Source organism: uncultured Pigmentiphaga sp., from assembly GCF_937950555.1.
Classification (GTDB): Bacteria; Pseudomonadota; Gammaproteobacteria; order Burkholderiales; family Burkholderiaceae_B; genus Pigmentiphaga.
The window spans coordinates 90,289-113,846 of sequence record NZ_CALFCW010000012.1 but is presented as its reverse complement, the minus strand read 5'-3'; the positions used below and the strand labels follow the sequence as shown (position 1 = coordinate 113,846).

16 protein-coding genes are annotated in these 23,558 nt (G+C 65.1%); 6 read left to right on the top strand and 10 right to left on the bottom strand.

Annotation, left to right across the window (positions count from 1 at the left end; translation table 11 throughout):
• Nucleotides 1-86 precede the first annotated feature (86 nt).
• The 4 genes from Q0319_RS02035 to Q0319_RS02020 all read left to right on the top strand — a co-directional run bounded on the left by Q0319_RS02035 (nt 87) and on the right by Q0319_RS02020 (nt 6,671).
• Nucleotides 87-1,091, top strand: a complete 1,005-nt coding sequence (locus Q0319_RS02035; protein WP_299450572.1) for a tripartite tricarboxylate transporter substrate binding protein — start codon at nt 87-89, stop codon at nt 1,089-1,091.
• A gap of 15 nt (nt 1,092-1,106) precedes the next feature.
• Nucleotides 1,107-2,366 (top strand): D-amino acid dehydrogenase, encoded by a 1,260-nt coding sequence (locus tag Q0319_RS02030; RefSeq protein WP_299450570.1) that lies wholly within the window; start codon nt 1,107-1,109, stop codon nt 2,364-2,366.
• A 103-nt stretch (nt 2,367-2,469) separates the two neighbouring features.
• Nucleotides 2,470-4,656 carry a glycogen debranching protein GlgX gene (gene glgX / locus Q0319_RS02025; protein WP_296470919.1) on the top strand — a complete coding sequence of 729 codons (2,187 nt, stop codon included), beginning with the start codon at nt 2,470-2,472 and terminating at the stop codon, nt 4,654-4,656.
• A 98-nt stretch (nt 4,657-4,754) separates the two neighbouring features.
• Nucleotides 4,755-6,671 (top strand): PAS domain-containing protein, encoded by a 1,917-nt coding sequence (locus tag Q0319_RS02020; RefSeq protein WP_299450567.1) that lies wholly within the window; start codon nt 4,755-4,757, stop codon nt 6,669-6,671.
• 96 nt (nt 6,672-6,767) lie between these two features.
• Here Q0319_RS02020 and ppa read toward each other — a convergent pair whose 3' ends face one another.
• The 5 genes from ppa to hemC all read right to left on the bottom strand — a co-directional run bounded on the left by ppa (nt 6,768) and on the right by hemC (nt 11,582).
• Nucleotides 6,768-7,304: an inorganic diphosphatase gene (ppa, locus tag Q0319_RS02015; RefSeq protein WP_296466294.1), complete on the bottom strand. Its 537-nt coding sequence runs from the start codon at nt 7,302-7,304 to the stop codon at nt 6,768-6,770.
• A 71-nt stretch (nt 7,305-7,375) separates the two neighbouring features.
• Nucleotides 7,376-8,671 carry a heme biosynthesis HemY N-terminal domain-containing protein gene (locus tag Q0319_RS02010; RefSeq protein ID WP_299450566.1) on the bottom strand — a complete coding sequence of 432 codons (1,296 nt, stop codon included), beginning with the start codon at nt 8,669-8,671 and terminating at the stop codon, nt 7,376-7,378.
• Between the two features lie 2 nt (nt 8,672-8,673).
• Nucleotides 8,674-9,828: a uroporphyrinogen-III C-methyltransferase gene (locus Q0319_RS02005; RefSeq protein ID WP_296466299.1), complete on the bottom strand. Its 1,155-nt coding sequence runs from the start codon at nt 9,826-9,828 to the stop codon at nt 8,674-8,676.
• A complete protein-coding gene (locus Q0319_RS02000; protein ID WP_296466302.1) occupies nt 9,825-10,655 on the bottom strand; it encodes a uroporphyrinogen-III synthase in 831 nt (276 codons plus the stop codon). Before Q0319_RS02000 ends, Q0319_RS02005 begins: the two co-directional genes overlap by 4 nt.
• 3 nt (nt 10,656-10,658) lie before the next feature.
• Nucleotides 10,659-11,582, bottom strand: coding sequence for a hydroxymethylbilane synthase (gene hemC, locus Q0319_RS01995; protein WP_296466306.1), 924 nt, complete (start codon nt 11,580-11,582; stop codon nt 10,659-10,661).
• A 164-nt stretch (nt 11,583-11,746) separates the two neighbouring features.
• Here hemC and ppc point away from each other — a divergent pair, with 164 nt between their 5' ends.
• A complete protein-coding gene (gene ppc / locus Q0319_RS01990) occupies nt 11,747-14,590 on the top strand; it encodes a phosphoenolpyruvate carboxylase (protein WP_299450563.1) in 2,844 nt (947 codons plus the stop codon).
• 249 nt (nt 14,591-14,839) lie between these two features.
• Here ppc and Q0319_RS01985 read toward each other — a convergent pair whose 3' ends face one another.
• The 4 genes from Q0319_RS01985 to metE all read right to left on the bottom strand — a co-directional run bounded on the left by Q0319_RS01985 (nt 14,840) and on the right by metE (nt 20,764).
• The gene (locus Q0319_RS01985; protein WP_299450561.1) at nt 14,840-15,568 is read right to left on the bottom strand and encodes a TerC family protein; all 729 of its coding nucleotides are present in this window, start codon (nt 15,566-15,568) and stop codon (nt 14,840-14,842) included.
• A gap of 440 nt (nt 15,569-16,008) precedes the next feature.
• On the bottom strand, nt 16,009-16,890 hold the full coding sequence (sucD, locus tag Q0319_RS01980; RefSeq protein ID WP_296466316.1) for a succinate--CoA ligase subunit alpha: 882 nt from the start codon (nt 16,888-16,890) through the stop codon (nt 16,009-16,011).
• 35 nt (nt 16,891-16,925) lie between these two features.
• Nucleotides 16,926-18,089 (bottom strand): ADP-forming succinate--CoA ligase subunit beta, encoded by a 1,164-nt coding sequence (gene sucC / locus Q0319_RS01975; protein ID WP_296466319.1) that lies wholly within the window; start codon nt 18,087-18,089, stop codon nt 16,926-16,928.
• A 371-nt stretch (nt 18,090-18,460) separates the two neighbouring features.
• Nucleotides 18,461-20,764 carry a 5-methyltetrahydropteroyltriglutamate--homocysteine S-methyltransferase gene (gene metE / locus Q0319_RS01970; protein ID WP_299450558.1) on the bottom strand — a complete coding sequence of 768 codons (2,304 nt, stop codon included), beginning with the start codon at nt 20,762-20,764 and terminating at the stop codon, nt 18,461-18,463.
• A 114-nt stretch (nt 20,765-20,878) separates the two neighbouring features.
• Here metE and Q0319_RS01965 point away from each other — a divergent pair, with 114 nt between their 5' ends.
• Nucleotides 20,879-21,805, top strand: coding sequence for a LysR family transcriptional regulator (locus Q0319_RS01965; RefSeq protein ID WP_299450556.1), 927 nt, complete (start codon nt 20,879-20,881; stop codon nt 21,803-21,805).
• A gap of 61 nt (nt 21,806-21,866) precedes the next feature.
• On the opposite strand, the gene Q0319_RS01960 is transcribed toward Q0319_RS01965, so the two are convergent.
• Nucleotides 21,867-23,489 carry a hemagglutinin gene (locus Q0319_RS01960; RefSeq protein WP_299450554.1) on the bottom strand — a complete coding sequence of 541 codons (1,623 nt, stop codon included), beginning with the start codon at nt 23,487-23,489 and terminating at the stop codon, nt 21,867-21,869.
• Nucleotides 23,490-23,558 lie beyond the last annotated feature (69 nt).

Below are 23,558 nucleotides of genomic sequence, written 5' to 3'. Positions count from 1 at the left end.
CTTACACCCTGAAACAAGCATTTTCTAATAACTCAAAAATCTAAGAAAAACGGAGACAATTTGCTTTTCGCAATATGGGGAACAACATGAACCGCTTTACCCGCCGTAGTTTTCTGAACACCGCCCTCGCGGCCGCCGGGCTCGCAGGCGCCGCCACGTTCGCCGCTCCCGCCCTGGCCCAAGGGGACTATCCCAACCGCCCGATCACTATCGTCGTCCCCCACGCCCCCGGCGGCGCGGTCGACAGCACCGCGCGCCTGTTCGCGGACAAGCTCAAGGACGAACTCAAGCAGTCCGTCGTGGTCGAGAACCGCGCTGGCGCTTCGGGGATGATCGGAGCCGCTCACGTCGCGCGCGCCGAACCGGACGGCTACACGCTCTACTTCAACGCGTCCATCCACGCCATCAACCCGCTGCTGTACAAGAAAACCATCAAGTTCGACGCTGTCAAGGACTTCGCCCCGGTCAGCATGTTGGCGCAAGGCGCGCTGATTTTCAGCGTGAACCCCAACGTTCCGGCCAACAGCGTCCAGGAATTCACCGCCAAGCTCAAGGCCGAACCCAAGAAGTACACCTTCGTCACCAGCGGCTTCGGCTCGGCCGGGCACCTGGCTGCGGCCCTGTTCCTGCACGAGACCAACCTGACCAAAGACATCCCCATCGTGCTGTACAAGGGGGCCGCCCCCGCGCTACAGGACCTGGTCGGCGGGCAAGTCTCGGCCATGATGGATCCGATGCTCTCGTCGCTGCCGCACGTGAAGGCCGGCAAGCTGCGCCCCCTGGCCGTGACCGGCCGCGAACGCAGCCCGCTGCTGCCCGACGTGCCGACCATGCGCGAATCCGGCTTCAAGGACTTCGAGTTCTATTCCTGGTATGGCCTGTGGGCGCCCGCCAAGGTGCCGGCCGAGATCGTGAAGAAGCTCGACGCTGCTTCGGCCAAGATCATGGCTTCGACCGAAGTCAAGGAGCGCCTGGCCTCCCTCGGCTTCGAATCGGCCTACAAGAACTCGGCCGACTTCGCCAAGTACATCGATGCTGAAATGGCGCGTTATCAAAAGATCATCGACGCCGCCAACATCACTGTCGAGTAAATACGCACAGCGTTCATGAAGGTTCTCGTGCTGGGCGCCGGGGTAGTCGGCGTCGCAACTGCCTACTACCTCTGGAAAAGCGGCCACGAAGTCACGGTGGTCGACCGCCAGCCCGGCCCCGGCCGCGAGACCAGCTACGGCAATGCCGGCGGATTGTGCCCCAGCTTCGCCGGCCCCTGGGCTGCACCCGGCATGATCGCCAAGGTGCTCAAGCAGTCGGTGCAGCCCAACTCCCCCATCCGATTCTCCCCCCTGCCCGAACCGCACAAGGTCGCATGGGTGCTGCAATGGATGCGCAATTGCAATGCCGAGCGCTTCCGCATCAACAAGCTGCGCATGCAGCGCGTCGCGCATTACAGCCTGCGCTGCTTGCGCGAGATCGCGGCCAGCGAACCGATTCCCTCGTTCGACTTCCACGAGGGTGGCGTGCTGCAAGTCTTTCGTACGCAAGCCGAACTGGACCTCGGCCGACTTGCGGCCAAGACGCTGGAAGAATACGGCGTGCCCTGGCGGATCCTGGCCCCCGAAGAGATCCCTGCTGTCGAGCCGGCCATGGCCCACAGCGAGGCGACGATGTCAGGCGCCCTGCACCTGCCGGCGGATGCTTCCGGCGACAGCCACAAGTTCGCCGTCGGCCTCGCGGGCTTGTTGCAACAGCGCGGGGTCGCGTTTCACTACAACGTCGAAATCCAGTCCCTGGTCCACGCCGGAGACGCCATCGCCTCGGTCCGCACGTCTCGAGGTGAACTGCATGCCGATGCCTACGTCGTCGCGCTGGGCAGCTACGCTCCCTTCCTGTTGCGCCCGCTCGGCCTGAACCTGCCGGTCTATCCGCTCAAAGGCTATTCCATCACCGTGCCCGTGTCCGAGCCCGATGCGGTGCCTCGCATGGCGGTCATGGACGAGCACTACAAGATCATGATCTCGCGCCTGGGCGATCGCATCCGCGCTGCCGGCATGGCTGAGCTCACGGGCTATGGCCTGTCTCTCGATCCCGCGCGCCAGGCCTTGTTGACCCGCGTCGTGCGCGAGCTATTCCCGCATGGCCTGGACTGGAGCCGGGTGGAATTCTGGGCCGGGCTGCGGCCCATGACGCCGGACGGCCCGCCCATCCTGGGGCGCACCCGGTGGGGCAACCTGTTCCTGAACAGCGGACACGGCTCCAACGGCTGGACCCAGTCGTGCGGCACGTCCAAGATCGTGGCCGACATCGTATCGGGCCGCACGCCCGAGATCGACCTGGACGGACTGACGGCCGAGCGATTCCACGCCTGACCTGCAAGCCTGCCTTGTTTCGCTTACTTTTTTTACCTCGCCGTAGGAGACGCCGGCCCGCGCCTGTAGCATGCTATGGGTCAGCTCACCGCGGAAGAAGCACATGGCAAACGGGCAATACCGGCTCGCCGAAGGCCGCCCCTATCCCTTGGGAGCGACGTGGGATGGAAAGGGCACTAATTTCGCGCTGTTCTCCGCCCACGCGACAAAGGTCGAGCTCTGCCTGTTCGACGCAGGCGGCCGCGAGATCGAGCGGATAGAACTACCAGAGTTCACGGACGAAATCTGGCACGGCTATTTGCACGGCCTTCAACCCGGAACCTTGTATGGCTACCGCGTGCACGGCCCCTACGTTCCGGACGAGGGCCATCGCTTCAACCCCAACAAACTCCTGCTCGACCCGTATGCGAAGGCGCACTCGGGACACTTGCAATGGGCACCCGAAGTCTTTGGCTATCGTATCGGCGACCCGGACGGCGACTTGTCCTTCGACGAGCGGGACAGTGCGCCTTTCGTCCCCAAATGCATGGTGGTGGACAGCGCCAGCGGCGAGCGCCCGGACCGGCTACGCGTCCCCTGGGACATGACGGTGATCTACGAGCTGCACGCGGCAGGCTATACCAAGCTGCATCCGGCCGTTCCGCCGGAGTTGCGCGGAACCATCGCCGGATTGCAGCATCCGGAAGTCGTCGGCTACATACGCAGCCTTGGCGTCACGTCGGTCGAACTGCTGCCGGTGCACACCTTCGTCAACGACAATCACCTGCTCGAGAAAGGACTGACCAATTATTGGGGCTATAACACCCTCGGATTTTTCGCACCAGACCCGCGCTATTTCGCCGGCCATCCTGTGCAAGAATTCACGAGCATGGTGGATCGCTTCCACGCCGCAGGACTGGAAGTCATCATGGATGTGGTCTACAACCACACGGCCGAGGGCAATGAGCTCGGCCCGACGCTCTCGTTCAAAGGCATCGACAACGCTTCGTACTACCGGCTGCTGCCCGATCAGCGCCGCTATTACATCAACGATACGGGAACTGGCAACACGCTGAACCTGAGCCACCCCCGCACGCTGCAAATGGTTACCGACAGCCTGCGCTACTGGGCCACTGAGATGAAGGTGGACGGTTTCCGTTTCGACCTAGCCACCATACTCGGCCGTGAAACGCATGGCTTCGACGAAGGGGGAGGATTCCTCGACAGTTGCCGCCAGGACCCTGTGCTCTCGAGCGTGAAACTCATCGCGGAGCCTTGGGATTGCGGGCCGGGCGGCTATCAGGTGGGCGGCTTTCCACCGGGATGGGCGGAATGGAACGATCGCTTCCGCGACACGGTGCGCAGCTTCTGGAAGGGAGACCCTGGAACTGCCGCAGACTTTGCCACCCGCATCACGGCCTCGGGCGACAAATTCAATCGGCGCGGGCGCAAACCCTGGGCCAGCGTCAATTTCATTACGGCGCACGATGGCTTCACCTTGAACGATCTCGTCTCCTACAACGAGAAACACAACGAAGCCAACGGCGAAGACAACCGGGACGGCCATTCCGACAACCGCTCGTGGAATTGCGGTGCCGAAGGGCCGACCGATGACCCGTCCATCCTGGCCCTGCGCGAACGCCAGAAGCGCAACATGCTGGCGACGCTGCTGTTGTCGCAAGGCACGCCCATGATGCTTGCCGGCGACGAATTCGGACGAACGCAGCGCGGCAACAACAACGCCTACTGCCAGGACAACGAAATCAGCTGGGTGGACTGGGAGGGGATAGACGATGCCGGACGCGCCCTGCAAGAGTTCGTGCGCAAGCTGACCTATTTGCGGCGGCGCCTGCCGGTGCTCAGGCGGAACCGCTTCCTGACAGGCGAGTACAATGAGGCATTGGACGTCACCGACGTCCAATGGCTTTCGCCTGCCGCCACGCCCCTGACGGGCGAGCAATGGGCAGATGAGTCCATGCGCTGCTTCGGCATGCTCATCGACGGCCGTGCGCAAGCGACCGGCATCAAGCGCCCCGCTTCGGATGCAACCTTGTTGTTGGTGTTCAACGCCCATCACGACGCCGTCAACTTCACGCTCCCCGACGTACCAGGACCCGACGTTTGGACCTGCCTGCTGGACACCAATATGCCGGTACGGGAAGACCTACCCGTATTCAGTGCCGGCGACGTTTACCAAGTCACGGCACATTCGCTTTTGCTGTTCGCGCTCGAAGCGAAGGGGGCTTCGGCACGCGTGTTTGCAACCATCGAAACGCGCCTGACGGACACCTCGGAAACGGCTGCCGGCTAAGCCCGCCCCAGGATTTTTCGTCTTTGCCCAACGCGGGTACAATGGCGCGCTCAACGTAAAAACGTAACTTTTTATTTCAGTTGATAGCGTCAACCCCGATGTCCGCCGACCGAGCGAGCCTGCATGGGAACGATGCGCGCGATGCCGCCCCCGCGTCGCGCATGGCTCGGCCCCGCCTGCGCGGACGCCGCCTCGTCTATTCGTTCTCGATCCTTGCGCTCCTGGCCTGCGCCGTCACCGGCGGCCTGCATTGGCCGATCGCCTTGCCGCTGATCGCGACACTCGTGGTCGGCGCCATCATCCTTCCGCTGCGCGAGTCGGCCTTGCTGGTCGTGGCATGCGTAGTATTCACGTCGCTGCTCGACTTTTGGCGCGCGATCATGGGCCCGGTGCCGCTCGTCTGGCGCATGCCCGACATACCGCCGGCCCCACTGTTCGCCATCACTGCCCTGCTGTCGGTCGCCATCGTCCACTTGTGCCTGCCCGCCCTGCAAGCCGCCATCGTCGAAGCAGCGGGCCACGCCGCACGGGCCGCGCCGCGCCAACCGGCAGCGCGCCTAGAGCCTTTGCTCGACGCCTTGCCGCACCCGATCGCGATCGCTGACGAGGATGGCATCCTCACCTACGCCAACGCTCCTTACCTCAGGCTACTGGACAAATCCTCCGCCATCGTGTTGGGCCGGACGGTCCGGGAGCTTTGGCCCCGCCGCGCCGCGTCGCTTTTCGCCGCCCCACTCGAGCGGGCCTCGCGCGGCGACGCGGTGAATTTCCGGCTGCCCTTCACGACGCCTGACAACGTACAACGCGAATTCGACGTCTTCCTCTCGCCTCACCAGGGCGAAGAGGGAACGGCGAAAGCGACGCTGATGATGCTGGTCGACGTGACGGACACCGTGCGGGCACAACACGGACTCGTCGAACGGGAATCGATGTACAAGGCCGTGATCGAGCATGCGCCCATCGGCATTCTCAGCCATGTCGACGGCCTGTTGATCTATGCCAATCCTGCCGCGCAGATGATGCTCTCGGCCGACTGGCCGGGCCGCGTCATCGGGCGGTCTTTCTCCGATTTCATCATCGAGAAAGACCGCGAAAAAGTACGCCGCCGCATCAACGATCTCTCCCAGGCTCCAGGTTTTGCCGAGTTCAAGCCGTACCGGCTCGTCGCGCTCGACGGCCAGAAGCGGGACATCGAGCTGGCCGCGATCAGCGTCACCCGCGACGGTAAACAGCGCGTGGAATTGTTCTGCGTCGACGTAACCGAGCGCCGCATGCACGAAGACAAGATACGCCAGCTGAATGAAACCCTGGAATTGCGGGTGGCCGAGCGCACCGCAGAACTAGAAGCCTTCACCAGTTCGGTCAGCCACGATTTGCGCGCCCCTGCGCGCCAAATCATGTCGGCGGCCGACATCATGCTACGCAAGACGGACAAGCCTGGCAGCGACCTCAAGCCCATGCTGTCCGCCCTGTTGACCACGGCCGAGCGCATGAACCGCACCATCGACGCATTGCTCGAGCTCTCCCGGCTCGGGCGCGCGGGCATCGTGCCTTCCCTCTGGCCGCTGGGCCCCATGGTGGAAGAAATCCGCGCAGAATTGAGCGCGAACCTCGGCGACCGCTCGATCACCTGGCGTATCGACGAGCTACCGCGGGTTTTCGCTGATCCCAATCTCATCCGCCTGGTCCTGGTGAACCTGATCGACAACGCGATCAAGTTCACCCGTTACACCCCCGATCCGCTCATCGAGATCTGGGCCGACGTATACGACCAAGCGACCGCGATCAACATACGCGACAACGGCGCCGGTTTCGACATGCGGCACGCGGGCAAACTCTTCACCATGTTCAACCGCCTCCATTCGAACCGGGACTTCGACGGCACCGGCGTCGGGCTGGCCCACTGCCGGCGCATCATCGAACGCCACGGCGGACGCATCGTCGCGCACGGCGAGCCCGGCAAAGGCGCGACCCTGCGCTTTACCCTTCCCCACGCTCCGGCCATCCAAGCATAAAAAAACTCCCGCGCACCCATCGAGCGGGTTCGCGGGAGTGCGTCGGGATGGGCGCGAAGCCTGCCACCTCGGCGCTTCGCACCGGCGCGCCGGCCTTTACTTGCCGGCTTGCTGGTGACGGGTGATGCCCTGCGAGATCTCTTGGCGGGCGGCATCGGGGCCGTCCCAGCCCTTGACCTTGACCCACTTGCCCTTCTCCAAGTCCTTGTAATGCTCGAAGAAGTGCTGGATGCGCAGCAGGTACTCGGGGGGGAGATCTTCAGGTTTCTGCCAGTCCCGATAGATCGGCAGGATCTTGTCCACCGGCACGGCCAGCAGTTTCGCATCGCCACCCGCCTCGTCGTCCATGTTGAGTATCCCGATGGGCCGGCACCGCACGACGGCGCCCACTGCGACGGGATGCGGCGTGATGACCAGCACGTCGACGGGATCGCCGTCGTCGGACAGCGTTTGCGGCACATAGCCGTAATTGCACGGATAGTGCATGGCCGTCATCATGAAACGGTCGACGAAGAGCGCGCCGGTCTCTTTGTCGATTTCGTACTTGATCGGATCCGCGTTCATCGGGATCTCAATGATGACGTTGAATTCTTCCGGCGCCTTCTTGCCGGGACCGACTCGATCGAGATTCATAACAGACTAAAACGTAGGACAAAAAAATCGGACCGGCCGCGAGCAGCCAGCATGGAGGGTTGGACGCCGGATCACAGTCCGGCGGCGCGATCGGGCGCGACGGCCTCTTCGCTTTCGAATTGCGGGCTCGCCGAGGTCGGCCCGAACAGCACCGCGTCGTCGGCCTTGAGCACGGGCACGCCTATCATGCCCTCGGTCGCTAGCCGCCAATGACGCACGGCTTCCGCAGCGCGATCGGTACGATCGTACAGGCTCGCCAGCAAGGCGTGAGTGCGCGGGTCGTCACGCTCGCCCAGGCTGCGCTCGAGATAACGTTGGGCCGGCCCCCACAGGCGGCCGCACAGGCAAAGCGTGCCGAGCGCCTGCAACAAGTCGGGATCGTTCGGAGACTCGCGCAGCCAGCCCTCCGCTTTTTCCAGCCGCGGCTGGATCTGGTCTGGGCTGCAGCGCGCATAAGCCCGCAAGAGCTCCGGCGTCAATTGCGCGTCGAGCGCATTTTCGAGAATTGTGCGCGTGCGCAGCTCGTCGCCGTCCGCCTCGAACACGGCGGCACCCGCCAGGGCCACCTCCGGCAGCACGCGCTCATCGTCTTTCAAGTCTTTCCAGATGGCACGCCGGGCGCCAGGGTCATTGGCGGAACGCAGCAGCTCGGCTGCCGCCTGGGCGATCATGCGGCTGCCTGCGACGGGATGCAGCGCGTTGCGCTTGGACAAGTTGCGCGCCAGCTTGAGCACCTCACCCCAATGCCCCAGGTCGCGATGCGCACGCAGCATCAGCCTGAGCGTATGCAAATGGCGCGGCCCGTTTTCATGGAGCTGCGACAGCAAGGCCAATGCCTCTTCCGGCCGCTGTTGGTCGAGCAACATCTCGGCCTCGACGATGGTCACTGCCGGCGTCAGGGATGCGTCGTTCCCGGCCGCCTCGCGCGCCTGCGCGATCAGCGCATCGCGCCGTTCGAATTCTTGCATGGCGTGTGCCGCGCGGGCCGCAGAGAGGCTGGACAGCACCCTGCGGGAAGGAACATCGGTCTGGCCAGCCACGCGGCTCATGTCGGACTCGGCCTTTGCGTAGCGCCCTTCCAGCAGGTTGATCCAGCCCCGCTCAAGCAGCTCCTGCTGCTGGGCAAGCGCGCGACGCTCGCGCCAGCGGCGCACCCGGACGGGCAATTGCAATGTCCACGCTATGGCCCGCAACGCGCCGTACAGCACCACAAACAAGACGACCAGGATCAACGCAGCCAAGCTGGCCGACAGCTCCACGCGGTAAGGAGGCAAGAGCAGCGCGACGTTGCCCGAGTGATAGCGCAGCCCCACCGCGACGCCCACGGCGGCAACCAGCAACAGCAGTGTCCAGAACCAGGTGCGCATGTCTACCTCTGCGCGCCCTGCGCCCCGCTGCGCGGCAACACCGACCGCACCGCCGCAAGGCTATCGTTGAGGGTGGGGAGTTCGATGGTGATGTCGGTGTCGCGTATCTGCTTGAGCAGCGCCATCGCGTTCCGCGTCGCCGGAGCGGCAGGGTCGAAATAAGCCTGCAGCGCCTGCGAGACCGCATCCAGGTCGGCACGCCACGCCTGCTCCTGCCGCGACAGCAGGGCGAGCCGGGCGTTGAGCAGGCGCAGCTTGAGATTCTCGCGCACGATGGCGCCTTGCTCGGGCGAAACCAGCAGCGCTTCGGGCTTGTCGATGCGACGGATGCGGATCAGGTCGCGCAGGTCGTGCATGAAACTGTCGCGCAGCGACGCCCACCAGGCGAAAGCCGGTTTCCACCAACGCTCATCTTCCACGGCAGGCTGCGGCTCGGCAGGCTCGGCAGGTCGAGCTTGGGCGGAATCTGGTTCGGCAGGCTGCACCGTCGAGAGCAGCGGCAGGCGGTCGAGCAAGGCGATCAGCTGGTCGAGCTTGACCACCAAGCCTGCGACGTCGATGGACGGCAGGCCGCGCAGGCGCTCCAGGTCCTGCGCGATGGCCCGGCGCACCGCCGCGAACTGGGGACGATCGGCGCGCGCCAGCCGGGCGTCGGCCACTTGCAGCGCGGCGATGGAATTCTGCACATTGCCTGCCAGCTGGAGCTGCTGTGCGGCGATGGAAAGCGCCTGCTCGACTTCGATCAGGATCCACTCATCTTCGCCACGCGACAGTTCCTGGTAGAGCTGCTCGAGCGCAGCCTGCTGGCTCTGGGACTCCAAGACCTTGGACTCGAGCACGGCAAGCCGGTCGTTCGTCCCCTGTGCCACGGACAGCGCTTGGCGCGCGCGTGCTTGCGCCTCCCGGGCGAAGGAATCGATTTCGTTGAAGCGGCGGGCAGATTCGCGGCCGATGGCATCGACCAGCTGCTGCTGGCGCCACAATGCGGCCGCGAGCACCACGATCACGATCAGTGCGAAAGCCAGCACCGTGCCGAGCCAAGGGAAGGAACGGTGGGAGCGCCCCTTCGGGAGGCGGTTGGCGCGCTCGGCTGCCGGACGGGATTCGTGGGGCGCGGAACCCTGGGAAGCGGGAGGAGCGTTCTCGGATGCAGTCATGACACCGATTCTATCGCGGCCAGGATGGCCTCATCCCTGGGCGCGCAAGTTTGTAACATTGGCGGTTCGCCGCGCTCCGGCCTGGCTTGGCCGAGCACTGCTATTAGATGCCGGGCGATGCGCGGATGGGTTGCTATCAGGCGACAATCCGCCCACCAGTCGAGCAGGCCATGCTCGCTCAATTGCGCACGCACGGCATCCACCCCTTCGGCACTGGTCAGCAGCCAGGTCACGGGCCGCCCCTGCCGGGCCAGCGCCCGTAGCGCCGCGAGCAGTTCCGGCGACCAGACGTGCGGCTGCCGGCAATAGGCCGCATAGACAGTGAGCACGACGCCAGCCTCGCGCAAGCGCTCCGCCAGCCATTCGCGACCGCTGCCCTGCCCGCCCTCGCGGCCACCGCGCACGATCAACGCCCTGGCGGGCAAAGGGTCGGCGGCCAGCACTTGCCACAGCGCCTCGGAATCGAACTGCGGGCTATCGTCGGCCGGCTGGATGACCCGCGGCGCCGCGCCGAATGCAGGATGGGCACGCAAGGCCCGGCCACTGGACGGGCCGACCACCGCTGCCGCGACGTGCCGCGGCCAAGACCAAGCGGGGCCGGCCGATGCCAGCCATTTGTCCAGGAAGAAGCGGACCGCGTTGCCGCTGACGAATACGACGAGCCCGAAATCCGCTGGGTCGGGTGCTGGGCCTTCCCGCGGCGTCAGGCGCAGCGCCGGCGCATCCAGCACCAGCCAGCCGCGCGCCGCCAGCGTCCTCGCCAAACTTTCGTTTTGGCCTTCGGGGCGCGTCAGGACGACAGTCGGCGCACTGGGCAACGAAAACATGGATCAGCCTAAAGCAGCGAGCAGTTCGGCCGCTCCGGCCCGCAAGAGATCGTCGGCCACTTCCAGGCCCAAGGCTTCCGCCTGTGAAACGGGACCGACCCGTTCGGCGCGCACCAAACGGGTGCCGTCAGGCATGGCCACCATCGCGCGCAGCCGCAGGACGTCTGCTTGCGTTTCCGCGTGCGCAGCGAGGGGCACTTGGCACGATCCCCCCAGCCGTCGCGACACGGCGCGCTCGGCGAGTGCCTGCGCCATGGTCGGCGCGTGGGTGAGAGGTGCCAGCAAGGCGCGCAGGTCCTCCCGGTCGGCGCGGATTTCTATGCCCAGCGCGCCCTGTCCGGCGGCAGGCAGGCTGTCGTCCGGCGACAGCAGCATGCGGATGCGATCGCCCAGCCCGAGGCGCCGCAGCCCCGCGGCCGCCAGGACGATGGCGTCGTATTCGCCGCGATCCAGCTTCGCCAGGCGAGTCTGCAGATTACCGCGCAAGGGCTTGACCTGGAGCTCCGGATAGCGCGCCCGCACTTGCGCCTCGCGTCGCAGGCTGGACGTGCCCACCACCGCACCCGGAGGCATCTCGGCCAAGCTGCCATAGCGCGGCGACACCAGCGCATCGCGCGGATCTTCGCGCTCCATGACGGCGCAGAGCGCAAACTCGGAAGCCAGATCCACCGGCACGTCCTTGAGCGAGTGCACGGCGAGGTCGGCACGCCCGTCCAGCAGCGCCGTTTCCAGCTCCTTGACGAACAAGCCCTTGCCGCCGACCTTGGACAGCGTACGGTCGAGAATGCGATCGCCGCGCGTCGTCATCCCGAGCAGCTCGACGCGGCATTGGGGATACAGCGCGCGCAGCTTCTCCTGGACGTGCTGGGCCTGCCACAGGGCCAACTGGCTTTCGCGCGTGGCGATGATCAAGCGATCGGTATTCAAAGGGAAGTCTCTGCTAGGTGGGGACGGGCGTTTGCGCATGCGGCCATGCCCGGGAAATTATAGAAGTATTCGATGCGGCGCCGCTTTTCGTGGCATGCTTGCCGTCGCGCCTCACCCAGCCCATGCAGCCACCCATGCCAACGACGACACAAGCTCGACGCGACATGACTTCCTCGCCTCACGACCCCGATCTTCCTCTACGCAACGACATTCGACTACTTGGCCGGCTCCTAGGCGACGTCATCCGCGCCAGCGAAGGCGCCGGCGTATTCGACACCATAGAAACCGTACGCCGCATGGCCGTGCGGTTCCGGCGCGACGGCAACGCCAGCGATGGCCGTGCGCTGGAAAGGCGCCTCAAGCAGCTCACGCCCGATGAAGCCAATTCCGTGGTGCGCGCCTTCACCTACTACCTGCACCTGGCCAATATCGCGGAAGACCGCGACCAGAACCGCCGCCGGCGCGCCCGCCTCCTGCGGCAGGATGCACCTGCGCGCGGCAGCCTGCAGGACGCCGTGACACGCCTGCGGGCGGCCGGGGTCAGCCAGGCACGGATGCGCCAACTCCTGGACGACGCACTAATCTCGCCGGTGCTGACCGCACACCCGACGGAAGTGCAGCGCAAGAGCACGTTGGACGTGCACAAGGAAATCGCCCACCTACTGCAGGGCCGGGACCTGCCGCATTCGACGGAGGAAGCGTTCGAGCAGACGCTGGCGTTGCTGGGCCGCATCGCGACCTTGTGGCAGACGCGCATGCTGCGCAACTCCCGTCTCACCGTCGCCGACGAGATCGAGAACGCGCTGTCGTACTACCGCAGCACCTTCCTGCCGGTCATCCCTCAACTCTACGCGCATTTATCGCGCCTCTTGGGCCGAGAACCGGGCGATCCGTTCGGCCCCCTGCCCGATCCGTTCAAGGCCTTCCTGCGCATGGGCAGCTGGATAGGAGGCGACCGCGACGGCAACCCCAACGTCTGCGCAGAGACCTTGAACTTGGCGCTACTGCGCCAAAGCGCAACGGTTTTCGAGTATTACCTCGACGAAACGCACGCCCTGGGCGCCGAGCTCTCCATGAGCTCGCTGCTGACCCCGGCCACCGGTGCCTTGCTGGCGCTGGCCGAACAGGGAGGCGACGTTTCCGAGCATCGCCGCGACGAACCCTACCGGCGCGCCTTGATCGGCGTTTATGCTCGCCTGGCCGCCACGGCGCGCGCCTTGACCGGTCGCGAGCTCGCCCGGCGGGAAGCCCAGCCGGCCCCGCCCTACGCGCGCCCCAGCGAATTCGCTGCCGACCTCGCCATTCTCGCGGAGTCGCTCGACGAACACCATGCTTCTCCCGTCGCCCGGCTACGCCTGGCTGGGCTACGGCAAGCCGTGGAAGTGTTCGGTTTCCACCTGGCCACCCTCGATCTGCGCCAAAGTTCCGACGTACACGAACGCACGGTGGCCGAACTCCTGGCACGCGCGGGCGTGGAAGCCGACTACGCGGCCCTGGACGAAGCGGCGCGCATTGCGCTCCTACGACGAGAGCTCGCCCAGCCCCGCCCGCTGGTTTCCCCCTGGATCTCGTACAGCGAAGAAACGACGCGCGAGCTGGAGATCTTCCGCGCCGCTGCGCAAGCTCGCGAGCGCTTCGGCACACAAGCGGTGCTCCACGCCATCGTTTCCCATGCCGAATCCGTGAGCGACCTGCTGGAGGTGCTCCTCCTGCAACAAGAAACCGGGCTCATCGCCCCCGGAAGCGGAGGCAACCGGGATCGCCCCCCGGCGGAAGGCGAGGGCTTGATGGTCGTGCCCCTGTTCGAGACCATTCCCGACCTCGCAGAGGGGCCCCGCATCATGGCGCAGTTCCTGGACCTGCCGGAAGTCCGGGCCCGCGTGAAGCGCGCCCAGCGCGGCGTTCAGGAGGTCATGCTGGGATATTCCGACAGCAACAAGGACGGCGGCTACCTCACCTCGAACTGGTCGCTCTATCAGGCCGAGCGTGCGTTGGTCGAAGTGTTCGCGGCGCGCAAGGTACGGCTCAGGTTATTCCACGGCCGCGGCGGCACCGTGGGCCGCGGTGGCGGCTCCAGCTACGACGCGATCCTGGCGCAGCCGCCCGGCACCGTGGCGGGGCAAATACGCCTCACCGAGCAAGGCGAAGTCATTCAGAGCAAATACAAAGACGCCGACATCGGCCGCTGGCACCTGGAGCTGCTGACGGCCGCAACGCTCGAGGCCAGCCTGGCCCACAGCACGGAAAGCGCCTCGGCCGAGGATGCGCTATTCGCCACGTATGGTCCGACCATGGATCGCCTGTCGAAAACCGCGATGGCGGCGTACCGCGCACTGGTGTACGAAACGCCGGGATTCGCCGATTACTTCTTTGCGTCCACGCCCATCTTCGAGATCGCAGAGCTCAACATCGGCTCGCGCCCTGCCTCGCGCAAGGCCACGAACCGCATCGAAGACCTGCGTGCCATCCCCTGGGGATTCTCGTGGGGACAATGCCGTCTGCTGCTCCCGGGATGGTACGGCATGGGTTCGGCCATCGAGGAATATCTGCGCCACGGAGAAGGAACCCGCCGCGCGCGCGTGCAGCACTTGCAGGCCATGGCCAGCGAATGGCCATTCTTCCGCACGCTGCTCTCGAACATGGAAATGGTGCTGGCCAAGACGGACTTGGTCATCGCTTCCCGGTACGCGCAACTGGTGCCGAACGCGGCGCTGCGCAAGCGGATTTTCAGCACCATTAGCGACGAATGGAAACGGACGATGAGCGCCCTCAAGCTCATCACCGGCCGCCGCCAGCTCCTCGCGGACAATCCCTCCCTCGCGCGCTCGATACGCGACCGCATCGCCTACATCGATCCGCTCAATCACGTGCAGATCGAGCTGCTGCGTCGCTATCGCGCCGAACGCGCCAGGCGGGGACACGCCAAAAGCGAGTCGGCAGGCAGGACCCAGAACGGCATTCACCTGACCATCAATGGAATTGCCGCCGGCCTGCGCAATAGCGGGTGACGGCGAATCGCCTGCGCTGGCCCCAGGAGGGATCAGCGCAGGTAATGCACCGCCACCGCAATCGCGACCCCCGCCACGCCGATCAGCACGAGCAACTGCATCAGCGTCAATCCCTTTTCTCTTCCGTGCATAACCACCTCTGGCACCGCCTGTGGGCGATGCAACTTGGATTCATACCCTACAAATGACGACGCCCTGCCAGGCAGGGCGTCGTCGGCGAAGCGGCACGCCAGGTGCCGCAGACTGCGATCAGGCTTGCTCGACAGCCTCGGTCTTCTTGCGCCGTGCCAGCCACGTGCCCACGGCAACGACGATCAGCGCACCCACGATTTCGGCAGCGTAGGTGATCTGAGTGTTGTACTGTGCGAGCGACGATGGCTGGATGAGGTTGTTCTGCACCGCGACGTCGGTCACCAACATGCCGCCGGCGATCCACCCCAGGAGCGCCCCGCCGAACGTGACCACGATGGGGAAGCGGTCGATCAGCTTCAGGACCAGCGTGCTGCCCCAGATGATGATGGGCACGCTCACCAGCAGGCCGAAGATGACCAGGCCAAGCTGGTGTGCCTCGTCCGCACGCTGGGCGGCGCCGGCGATGGCGATCACGTTGTCCAGGCTCATGACGAAGTCGGCCACGATGATGGTCTTGACCGCGCTCAGCAGCGTGGCGCCACCGTCGATGTTGTCGTGCGACTCATCCTCGGGCACCAGCAGCTTGATGCCGATCCAGAACAACAGCAAACCGCCCACCACTTTCAGGAACGGGATCTGCAGCATCGTGACTGCAAATGCGATGAGCACGACCCGTAATGCGATCGCCCCCGCCGTTCCCCACAAGATACCCTGCAAGCGACGCTTGGGAGGCAGGTTGCGGCATGCCATTGCGATGACGACCGCGTTGTCTCCGCCAAGCAGAACATCGATCAGAATGATTTGGAGTACCGCCGCCCAGCTGAGCGTCTGGAAAAATTCAAGCACGTATAAGCTCCCTTAGATAGATCCGGACGAGCCGCATTTCATCGAAAACCGGCCCTTCCAATTTCTTTGTATCCCATGCACGTCCGGAAAGCCCTCCCCCATGCGTTCGGGAAACGCCCCCCACCCCGGGAATGCGCCCTACGCTCTTCGCTGGGCGGGGCATACGATGACTAAGTTGTGACACAGCCGTCAAGCCGGGTGATTGCCTAGGCTGCACCGAGGCATCGGCACCGCCACGACGCCCATGGCAAGCGGCACTCGATCCATCTGGACCAACGGCCACCGCCAACCATCACAGGCGGAACACTGATGCCAAAAACCAACATCAACAACATTTGAACGAGGACCGGGATGAAGGCCATCGAGCCGGATTTCACGCCAACCTCCTTCAAACGGCAACGGGCGCGGCGAGGCCCGCCGCGCCCGTCACGTGCGGTCGCTTACAGCACGGACTTGAGCAGCTTACCCATCTCGGACGGGTTCTTGGTGGTCTTGATGCCGCAGGCTTCCATGATCTCGAGCTTGGCCTGCGCCGTGTCGGCGCCGCCAGAGATCAGCGCGCCGGCATGACCCATGCGCTTTCCGGGAGGTGCGGTGACGCCCGCGATGAAGCCGACGATGGGCTTCTTCATGTTGTCCTTGGCCCACTGGGCGGCGTTGACCTCGTCCGGACCGCCGATTTCGCCGATCATGATGACGGCGTCGGTGTCGGGATCGTCATTGAACATCTTCAGCACGTCGATGTGCTTGAGGCCGTTGATCGGGTCGCCGCCGATGCCCACCGCGCTCGACTGGCCCAAGCCCAGCTCGGTGACCTGCGCCACGGCTTCGTACGTGAGGGTGCCCGAACGGCTGACGATGCCGATGCGGCCCTTGCGGTGGATATGGCCGGGCATGATCCCGATCTTGATTTCGTCGGGCGTGATGAGGCCCGGGCAGTTGGGTCCGAGCAGCAGCGTGCGCTTGTTCTGAGCACGCATGCGATTGCGCACTTCCAGCATGTCGCGCACGGGGATGCCTTCCGTGATGCAGATCACGAGGTCCAGGTCGGCCTCGACGGCTTCCCAGATCGCGGCGGCAGCGCCCGCGGGCGGCACGTAGATGACCGACACGGTGGCGCCGGTGGCAGCCTTGGCCTCGGCCACGCTGGCGTAGATGGGCACGCCTTCGAAGTCTTCGCCGGCCTTCTTGGGATTCACGCCGGCCACGAAGCAGTTCTTGCCGTTGGCGTACTCGCGGCACATGCGGGTGTGGAATTGACCGGTCTTGCCGGTGATCCCCTGCGTGATGACCTTGGTATCTTTGTTGATCAGAATCGACATTTCGAGTCCTTAATATCCTTTGCTGAGCGCAACGATTACTTCTTGGCAGCGGCCACGACGGCGGTGGCGGCTTCGGCCATCGTGTCGGCGCTGATGATGGGCAGGCCGGAGTCGGCGAGCATTTTCTTGCCGAGCTCTTCGTTGGTGCCCTTCATGCGCACCACCAGCGGTACGCTCAGGCTGACGGCCTTGCACGCGGCGATCACGCCTTCGGCGATGACGTCGCAGCGCATGATGCCGCCAAAGATGTTGACCAGGATGGCTTTCAGGCCGGGGTTCTTCAACATGATCTTGAAGGCCTCGGTCACCTTCTCGGCCGTGGCGCCACCACCGACGTCGAGGAAGTTGGCCGGCTCGCCGCCGAACAGCTTGATGGTGTCCATGGTGGCCATGGCCAGGCCGGCGCCGTTGACGAGGCAGCCGATGTTACCGTCGAGCTGGATGTATGCCAGGCCGAACTTGCTGGCCTCGATCTCGGCCGGATCTTCCTCATCCGTGTCGCGGTATGCCACGATTTCGGGATGGCGGAACAGGGCGTTCGAGTCGAAGTTGAACTTGGCGTCCAACGCGACGATCTTGCCCGCGCCGGTGACGATCAGGGGGTTGATTTCCGCCAGGTCGGCGTCGGTTTCGACGTAGCAGGTGTACAGCTTCTGGATCTGCTCGGCCGCGTCGGCAACCGAAGCCTCGGGAACGCCGATGCCACGGGCCAGCTGCGAAGCTTCCTCGGTGGTCAAGCCGGTTGCCGGGTCGACGAACACCTTGAGGATTTTCTCGGGGGTGGCGTGGGCGACCTCTTCGATCTCCATGCCGCCTTCGCTGGAAGCCATCACGCAAACGCGCTGCGAGCTGCGGTCGGTGACGATGCCGACGTACAGCTCCTTCTTGATGTCGGCGCCTTCCTCGATCAGCAGGCGGCGCACTTTCTGGCCCTCGGGGCCGGTTTGGTGCGTGACCAACTGCATGCCCAGGATCTGGCTGGCCAGCGTACGCACTTCCTCGATGGATCGCGCAAGCTTGACGCCACCGCCCTTGCCGCGGCCGCCCGCGTGGATCTGGGCTTTTACGACCCAAACCGGACCGCCCAGTTGTTCAGCGGCCTTGACGGCCTCGTCTACCGAAAACGCGGGGATGCCGCGCGGAACGGTGACGCCAAATTTCTTCAGAAGCTCTTTGCCCTGATACTCGTGGATTTTCATGCGGAGCCTTCGCTGTCGGGGAGACGTTGAATGTTCGGTTGAAGATGACCAGCGCCATGAGGAGTCATGCGCCTGGCTACGGATGGAGATAGCGCCTTCGTGGCCACGGCCGGATGGACAAATGCCCACGCACCCGCGCTCGGGACGAGCGAGGCCGTGGGCGTTCGCATAGCGAGGCGGTCTGCGGTTACGGACATGCGCTAAAGGACGCCCGATTGCATCAGGCGCTGGCAAACGGGCGCAGCGTGGAAGCAATGGGCAGGCGATAAAACCCGGAGAGTATAACCCAGGCGGCCATGCCGGCCGCTCCCGGGGTTGCCCGGAACCTGCGGTCCAGGTTGTATCGCGTTTTTGCGCTGCCGGCAGCGGCCTTACGCCGCCTCGCCGCGCAGCCGATGTGCCGCCTCCACCATTTTGCTGAGCGCAGCCTCGGTCTCGGGCCAGCCCCGCGTCTTCAAGCCGCAGTCCGGATTCACCCACAGACGCTCCGGGGGCAACCGCGCCCGGGCCTTGCGCATGAGCCCGACCATCCATTCGACGTCCGGCACGTTCGGGGAATGGATGTCATAGACCCCAGGGCCGATGTCGTTGGGATAGCGGTAATCCTCGAAGGCCGCAAGCAGCTCCATGTTCGAGCGCGAGGTTTCGATCGTGATCACATCCGCATCCATCTCGGCAATGGCTTCGATGATGTCATTGAACTCCGAATAACACATGTGCGTGTGAATCTGCGTATCGTCCCGGACGCCCGCGGCGGCGAGCCGGAAGCAGTCTACCGCCCACCGCAGGTACCCTGGCCATTGCGAACGACGCAGGGGTAGCCCTTCGCGGAATGCGGGTTCGTCGATCTGGATGATCCGAATGCCGGCTGCCTCCAGATCCAGCACCTCTTCGCGCAGCGCCAGCGCCAGCTGGCGGCAAGTCTCGCTGCGCGGCTGGTCGTCGCGCACGAAAGACCACTGCAACAGGGTGACGGGTCCCGTGAGCATCGCCTTGACCGGCTTGTCGGTGAGCGACTGCGCATACGTGGTCCAGCCGACGGTCATCGGCGCCGGGCGCGAGACGTCTCCGTAGAGAATAGGGGGCTTCACGCAGCGCGACCCATAGCTCTGTACCCATCCGTTCCGGGTAAAGGCGAAGCCGGCCATCAGTTCGCCGAAGTACTCCACCATGTCATTGCGCTCGAACTCGCCATGCACCAGGACGTCCAGCCCGATGCGCTCCTGGAAGGCGATGCAGTCCGCGATGGCCTGCCGCAGCGCCTTCTCGTACGCGGCGTCGCTGAGCGAACCGTCGCGCCAAGCGCGCCGCAGGCCCCGGATCTCCGGCGTCTGGGGAAAAGAGCCGATCGTGGTGGTGGGAAAGCTGGGCAAGCGCAGCCGCGCCCGCTGCAACGCAATCCTCTCTCCGAAAGGTGGGCGCCGGAGGCTCAGCTCGCGGGACGCCGCCACGGCCTCCCAAACTCGCGGGTCGTGAATGCGGCGCGAACGGGCGCGCGCCTCAAGGGCGCGGCGCTGCCTCGCCAGCGCTTCGGCGACCGGCGATTCGGCGGCGCCCCCCGGGCCCAAGGCCTTGCGCAGCAGCGCCAACTCGTCGAGTTTCTGGTGGGCAAAGCTGAGCCAGCCTTTTAGCTCGTCGTCGAGCGCGTCCTCCTCGTCGAGGTCCACCGGCACGTGTAGCAGGGAGCAGGAAGGCGCCAACCACAAGCGTTCGCCCAGGGATGTCGCGACCGGCGACAGGCGTGCGAGCCATGCATCCAGGTCCGCCCGCCAGACGTTGCGGCCGTCTATGACTCCGGCCGACAGCACCTGGCCGGGCCGCAAGCCGGCCGCGACCGCCTCCAGCTGCTCGGGTGCCCGCACGAGATCAACGTGCAGCCCGGCCACGGGCAAATCCAGGGCGGCAGGCAGATTGTCCCCCAGCCCTCCGAAGTAGGTCGCAAGGAGGATGGGCGCCGACATGCGCGCCAGGCGCCCGTACACTCCCGCGAACGCGTTGCGCCAGCTCGCAGGAAGGTCCAGCACGAGTATGGGTTCGTCGATTTGCACCCATTGCACGCCCTCGGCCGCCAGGCGTCCGAGCACCTCTTCATAGACAGGCAACAGCGCGGGTAGCAGCGCCAGCTTCGCGGCATCGCCTGCCCCGGCGTAGGCCTCTCCCTTGCCCAGCCATAGCCAGGTCAACGGCCCCGGGATGACTGGCTTGACGGCATGGCCGAGCGCGTGGGCTTCGCGCACTTGGTCGAACAACGCCGTGCGCGCCACCCGAAACCGCTGGCCAGGGTGCAGTTCCGGCACAAGGTAGTGGTAATTCGTGTCGAACCACTTGGTCATCTCGCAGGCCGCCGCCGGCGCCCCGGCCGGGGCGCGGCCGCGGGCCATGCGAAACACGGTGTCCAGCGCCACGGGCTCGTCCCCTGGCTGGCCAAAGCGCGCAGGCACCGCCCCCAAGGTCGCCGACCATTCCAGCACGTGGTCGTACCACGCGAAATCGCCCACGGGCACCCAATCCATGCCAGCCTGCGCCTGGACTGCCCAATGGCGGGCACGCAGCTCGCGGCCCACGCGCTCGAGCTCGTCGGCCGAAATAAGGCCGGCCCAATAGCTTTCCAGCGCGCGCTTGAGCTCGCGTCGCGCGCCTATGCGCGGAAAGCCGAGATTGTGCAAGGTCGCCATGATGTCTCGATCCCCTATGCCGAAAAAGAAGAGGCAGACATTCTGCGGGCGCCATGCCGTGAATCAAAATCAAGTTCTACATATATAATATGAATTTAGTTCAAGTTTGCCGCCATGCTCGAGATCCGTCACCTGGAAACCCTCGTCGCGATACGCGACGGCGGCAGCCTCGTCGAGGCCTCTGAACGCCTGCACGTCACCCAGTCCGCACTCTCTCACCAGCTGCGCGAACTGGAAGAGCGGCTGGGCACGCAACTGCTCAACCGCCGCACCCGGCCGCTACGCTTCACTACCGCCGGCTTGCGCGTCTTGGCGCTGGCCGACGACGTCCTGCCAAGGATGCGCGCGGCCGAGCGGGAACTCAGAAAGCTCGCCGCCGGCCGCACCGGGCGCCTGCACCTTGCCATTGAGTGCCACTCCTGCTTCCAGTGGCTGATGCCGGCGCTGGACGTCTTCCGCGAACAATGGCCGGAAGTCGTGCTAGACCTGTCCGCGGCCTTCTCCTTCGCCCCCCTGCCTGCGCTGGTCCGGGGCGACCTGGACCTCGTCATCACGTCGGACCCGGTCAAGCTCGAGGCGGTGCATTACTTCCCGCTGTTCCGCTACGAACTGGTGCTGGCCGTCGCGCGCCACAGCCCCCTGGCGATGTACAAATACATTGAACCGGCGCACCTCCAGGACCAAACGCTGATTACCTACCCGGTGGAGCGAGACCGGCTCGACGTCTTCACCGCCTTCCTCGACCCGGCCGACATGGAACCCGCTGAAGTGCGGACGACGGAGCTCACGCCCATGATCGTCCAGCTCGTTGCGAGCGGGCGCGGGGTCGCCGCCCTGCCGAACTGGGCCTTGACGGAGTATCTGGACCAAGGGCTGCTACAAGCTTGCCGGCTGGGCCCGGATGGCATATGGCGCACGCTTTATGCCGGCGTGCGGGTGGAAGACCAGGAGACGCCTTACATCCAGAATTTCCTGGACATTGCGCGCGAGGTGACGTTCAAGACGCTGGCCGGGATACGGGCACCGCGGGCCGGGCGTTGAATGGGCAGCCTCCTAGCCCCCTACGCCCGGCCTGGGGTCGGCCCTGACCGGGGCACGCGACTTACTGCACGACCACCGTCAGGGCCGATCGAGGCGGCACCGCAACCGTTTCGGAATAGGTCGCGCCCGAAGGCCGCCGCACGACGGGGAAATGCCCCGAGGCCTTGAGGACGGATGGCGCACGCGCCGGCAGGTTGCGCGACGATGCATAGTCAGGACCATTGACGGCAGGTAGCACGTACCCATCCTCCTCGCGGCGCGGGTAACCGAAGCCGCTCGGCGACGTGGCCGGCAACAGGGCGAGCGCTGCCCCCCAATCGCGCAAGGCCGCGCGCACCCCTGCTCCGCCCGCTCGCTTGATCGCTTGGTCCAGCAACGTGAAAGAATCGGTCGAAGAGGTGCTGCGGACCAGGTCGCGATAAAACCCGATGCCGTAATGCCGTAGCAAATATCCTCCGAAATTGGCGGCGATGGGGTAGGAGAAGCAACTCGCGCCCGGGCTCGGCTCCCATGCCCGGATGTAGTCGCAATTCTGGCTTTGGCGTAGCCAGTTCGCGAAATCGCTGTCGCGCAGGGGATTGAAGCCGGGGATCACCCGCTCCGCGAGCAGGTCTTCCATCATGAGCGCCGAGGTTTCTTCCAGCCACACGGCGAAACGATAGTCCGGGCGTGCGCCGATGCGCGCCGCGCGCTGGTAGAAGTTGACCATGTGCGTCATTTCATGGGCCAAGGTGGTGTAGCCCGTGTTCCTGCCAAGCGCGCCCCCGAGGTACAGGGTTTCGGTATCCAGGAATAGCGCGACGGCTTCGTTGCTGAGCGGCTCGTAAGTCTTGAGGAAGGCGTTGGCGCTGAAAAAATAGCCCACCAGGCCCCAAGGAGCACGATCCGGCGTCAGGTTGGCCAGCACGATGTGCAGATCCTGGTCCGGGCCGATGAAGCCACCGCCCACGGTCTCCCCCCAGGGGGCCCCGACGAGATCGGTCACGATGGGATAGATGGAGTTCTGGTTCGAGGAGAACTTGGCCTGCATCGAGTCGAGCAGGGCATCGCTGATCTTCGCATCGCCCCGCTCGCCGTCCTGGACCCAAATGTTGAGCATGCGGCCGTCCGTGGCCGCCCACCGCCGCGCAAGCGTGGCCAGGAAAGACCTGCCGTCGGCATCCAGCCATTCTCGCGTGTCGCCTTCCGCTGCGGCGCTGACGGCCGCCACGACCCTATCCTGCCTCGGGGCCTGGCTGGCCCGCTCGATGGGTGGTTGGTAATCGCGAATGTGCGGGGGAATCACGTTGACGCCAGGCATGCGCATGACATCGCCCGGCTTCTGCTGGGTAGCCGACGAGGGGGGCTCCACCACCGACGCACTGATCGCAGGCATGGTGACGTCGTTGTCCGACACATTGGTAAAGACCAGCGTGACTGTACGGCCGCTTACGCCGCCCAACGCGATAGGCACCGAAGCGGTGGCACCGGACGCACTATTGTCGTAACGCCAGACACCCACTCCGCTGCCGCGATACGTCTGGGCATCGGCAGCTCCGCATTGTGCGCCGCTGCACGCAACGGATAGCGCCCCCGGGATCGAGCCGCCACTTCCGCCATCCCCCCCGCCGCCGCACGACGCCAGTACTGCCAACGCAAGCCCGGCCAGCAGCCGGGACACAACCATGGTGTAGCGATTCATCATGCCCCCGCCAAAAGATGTTTGGCCGCAACATACCATGTCTACCAGCAGGCCAGCCGACGATGGCACGGC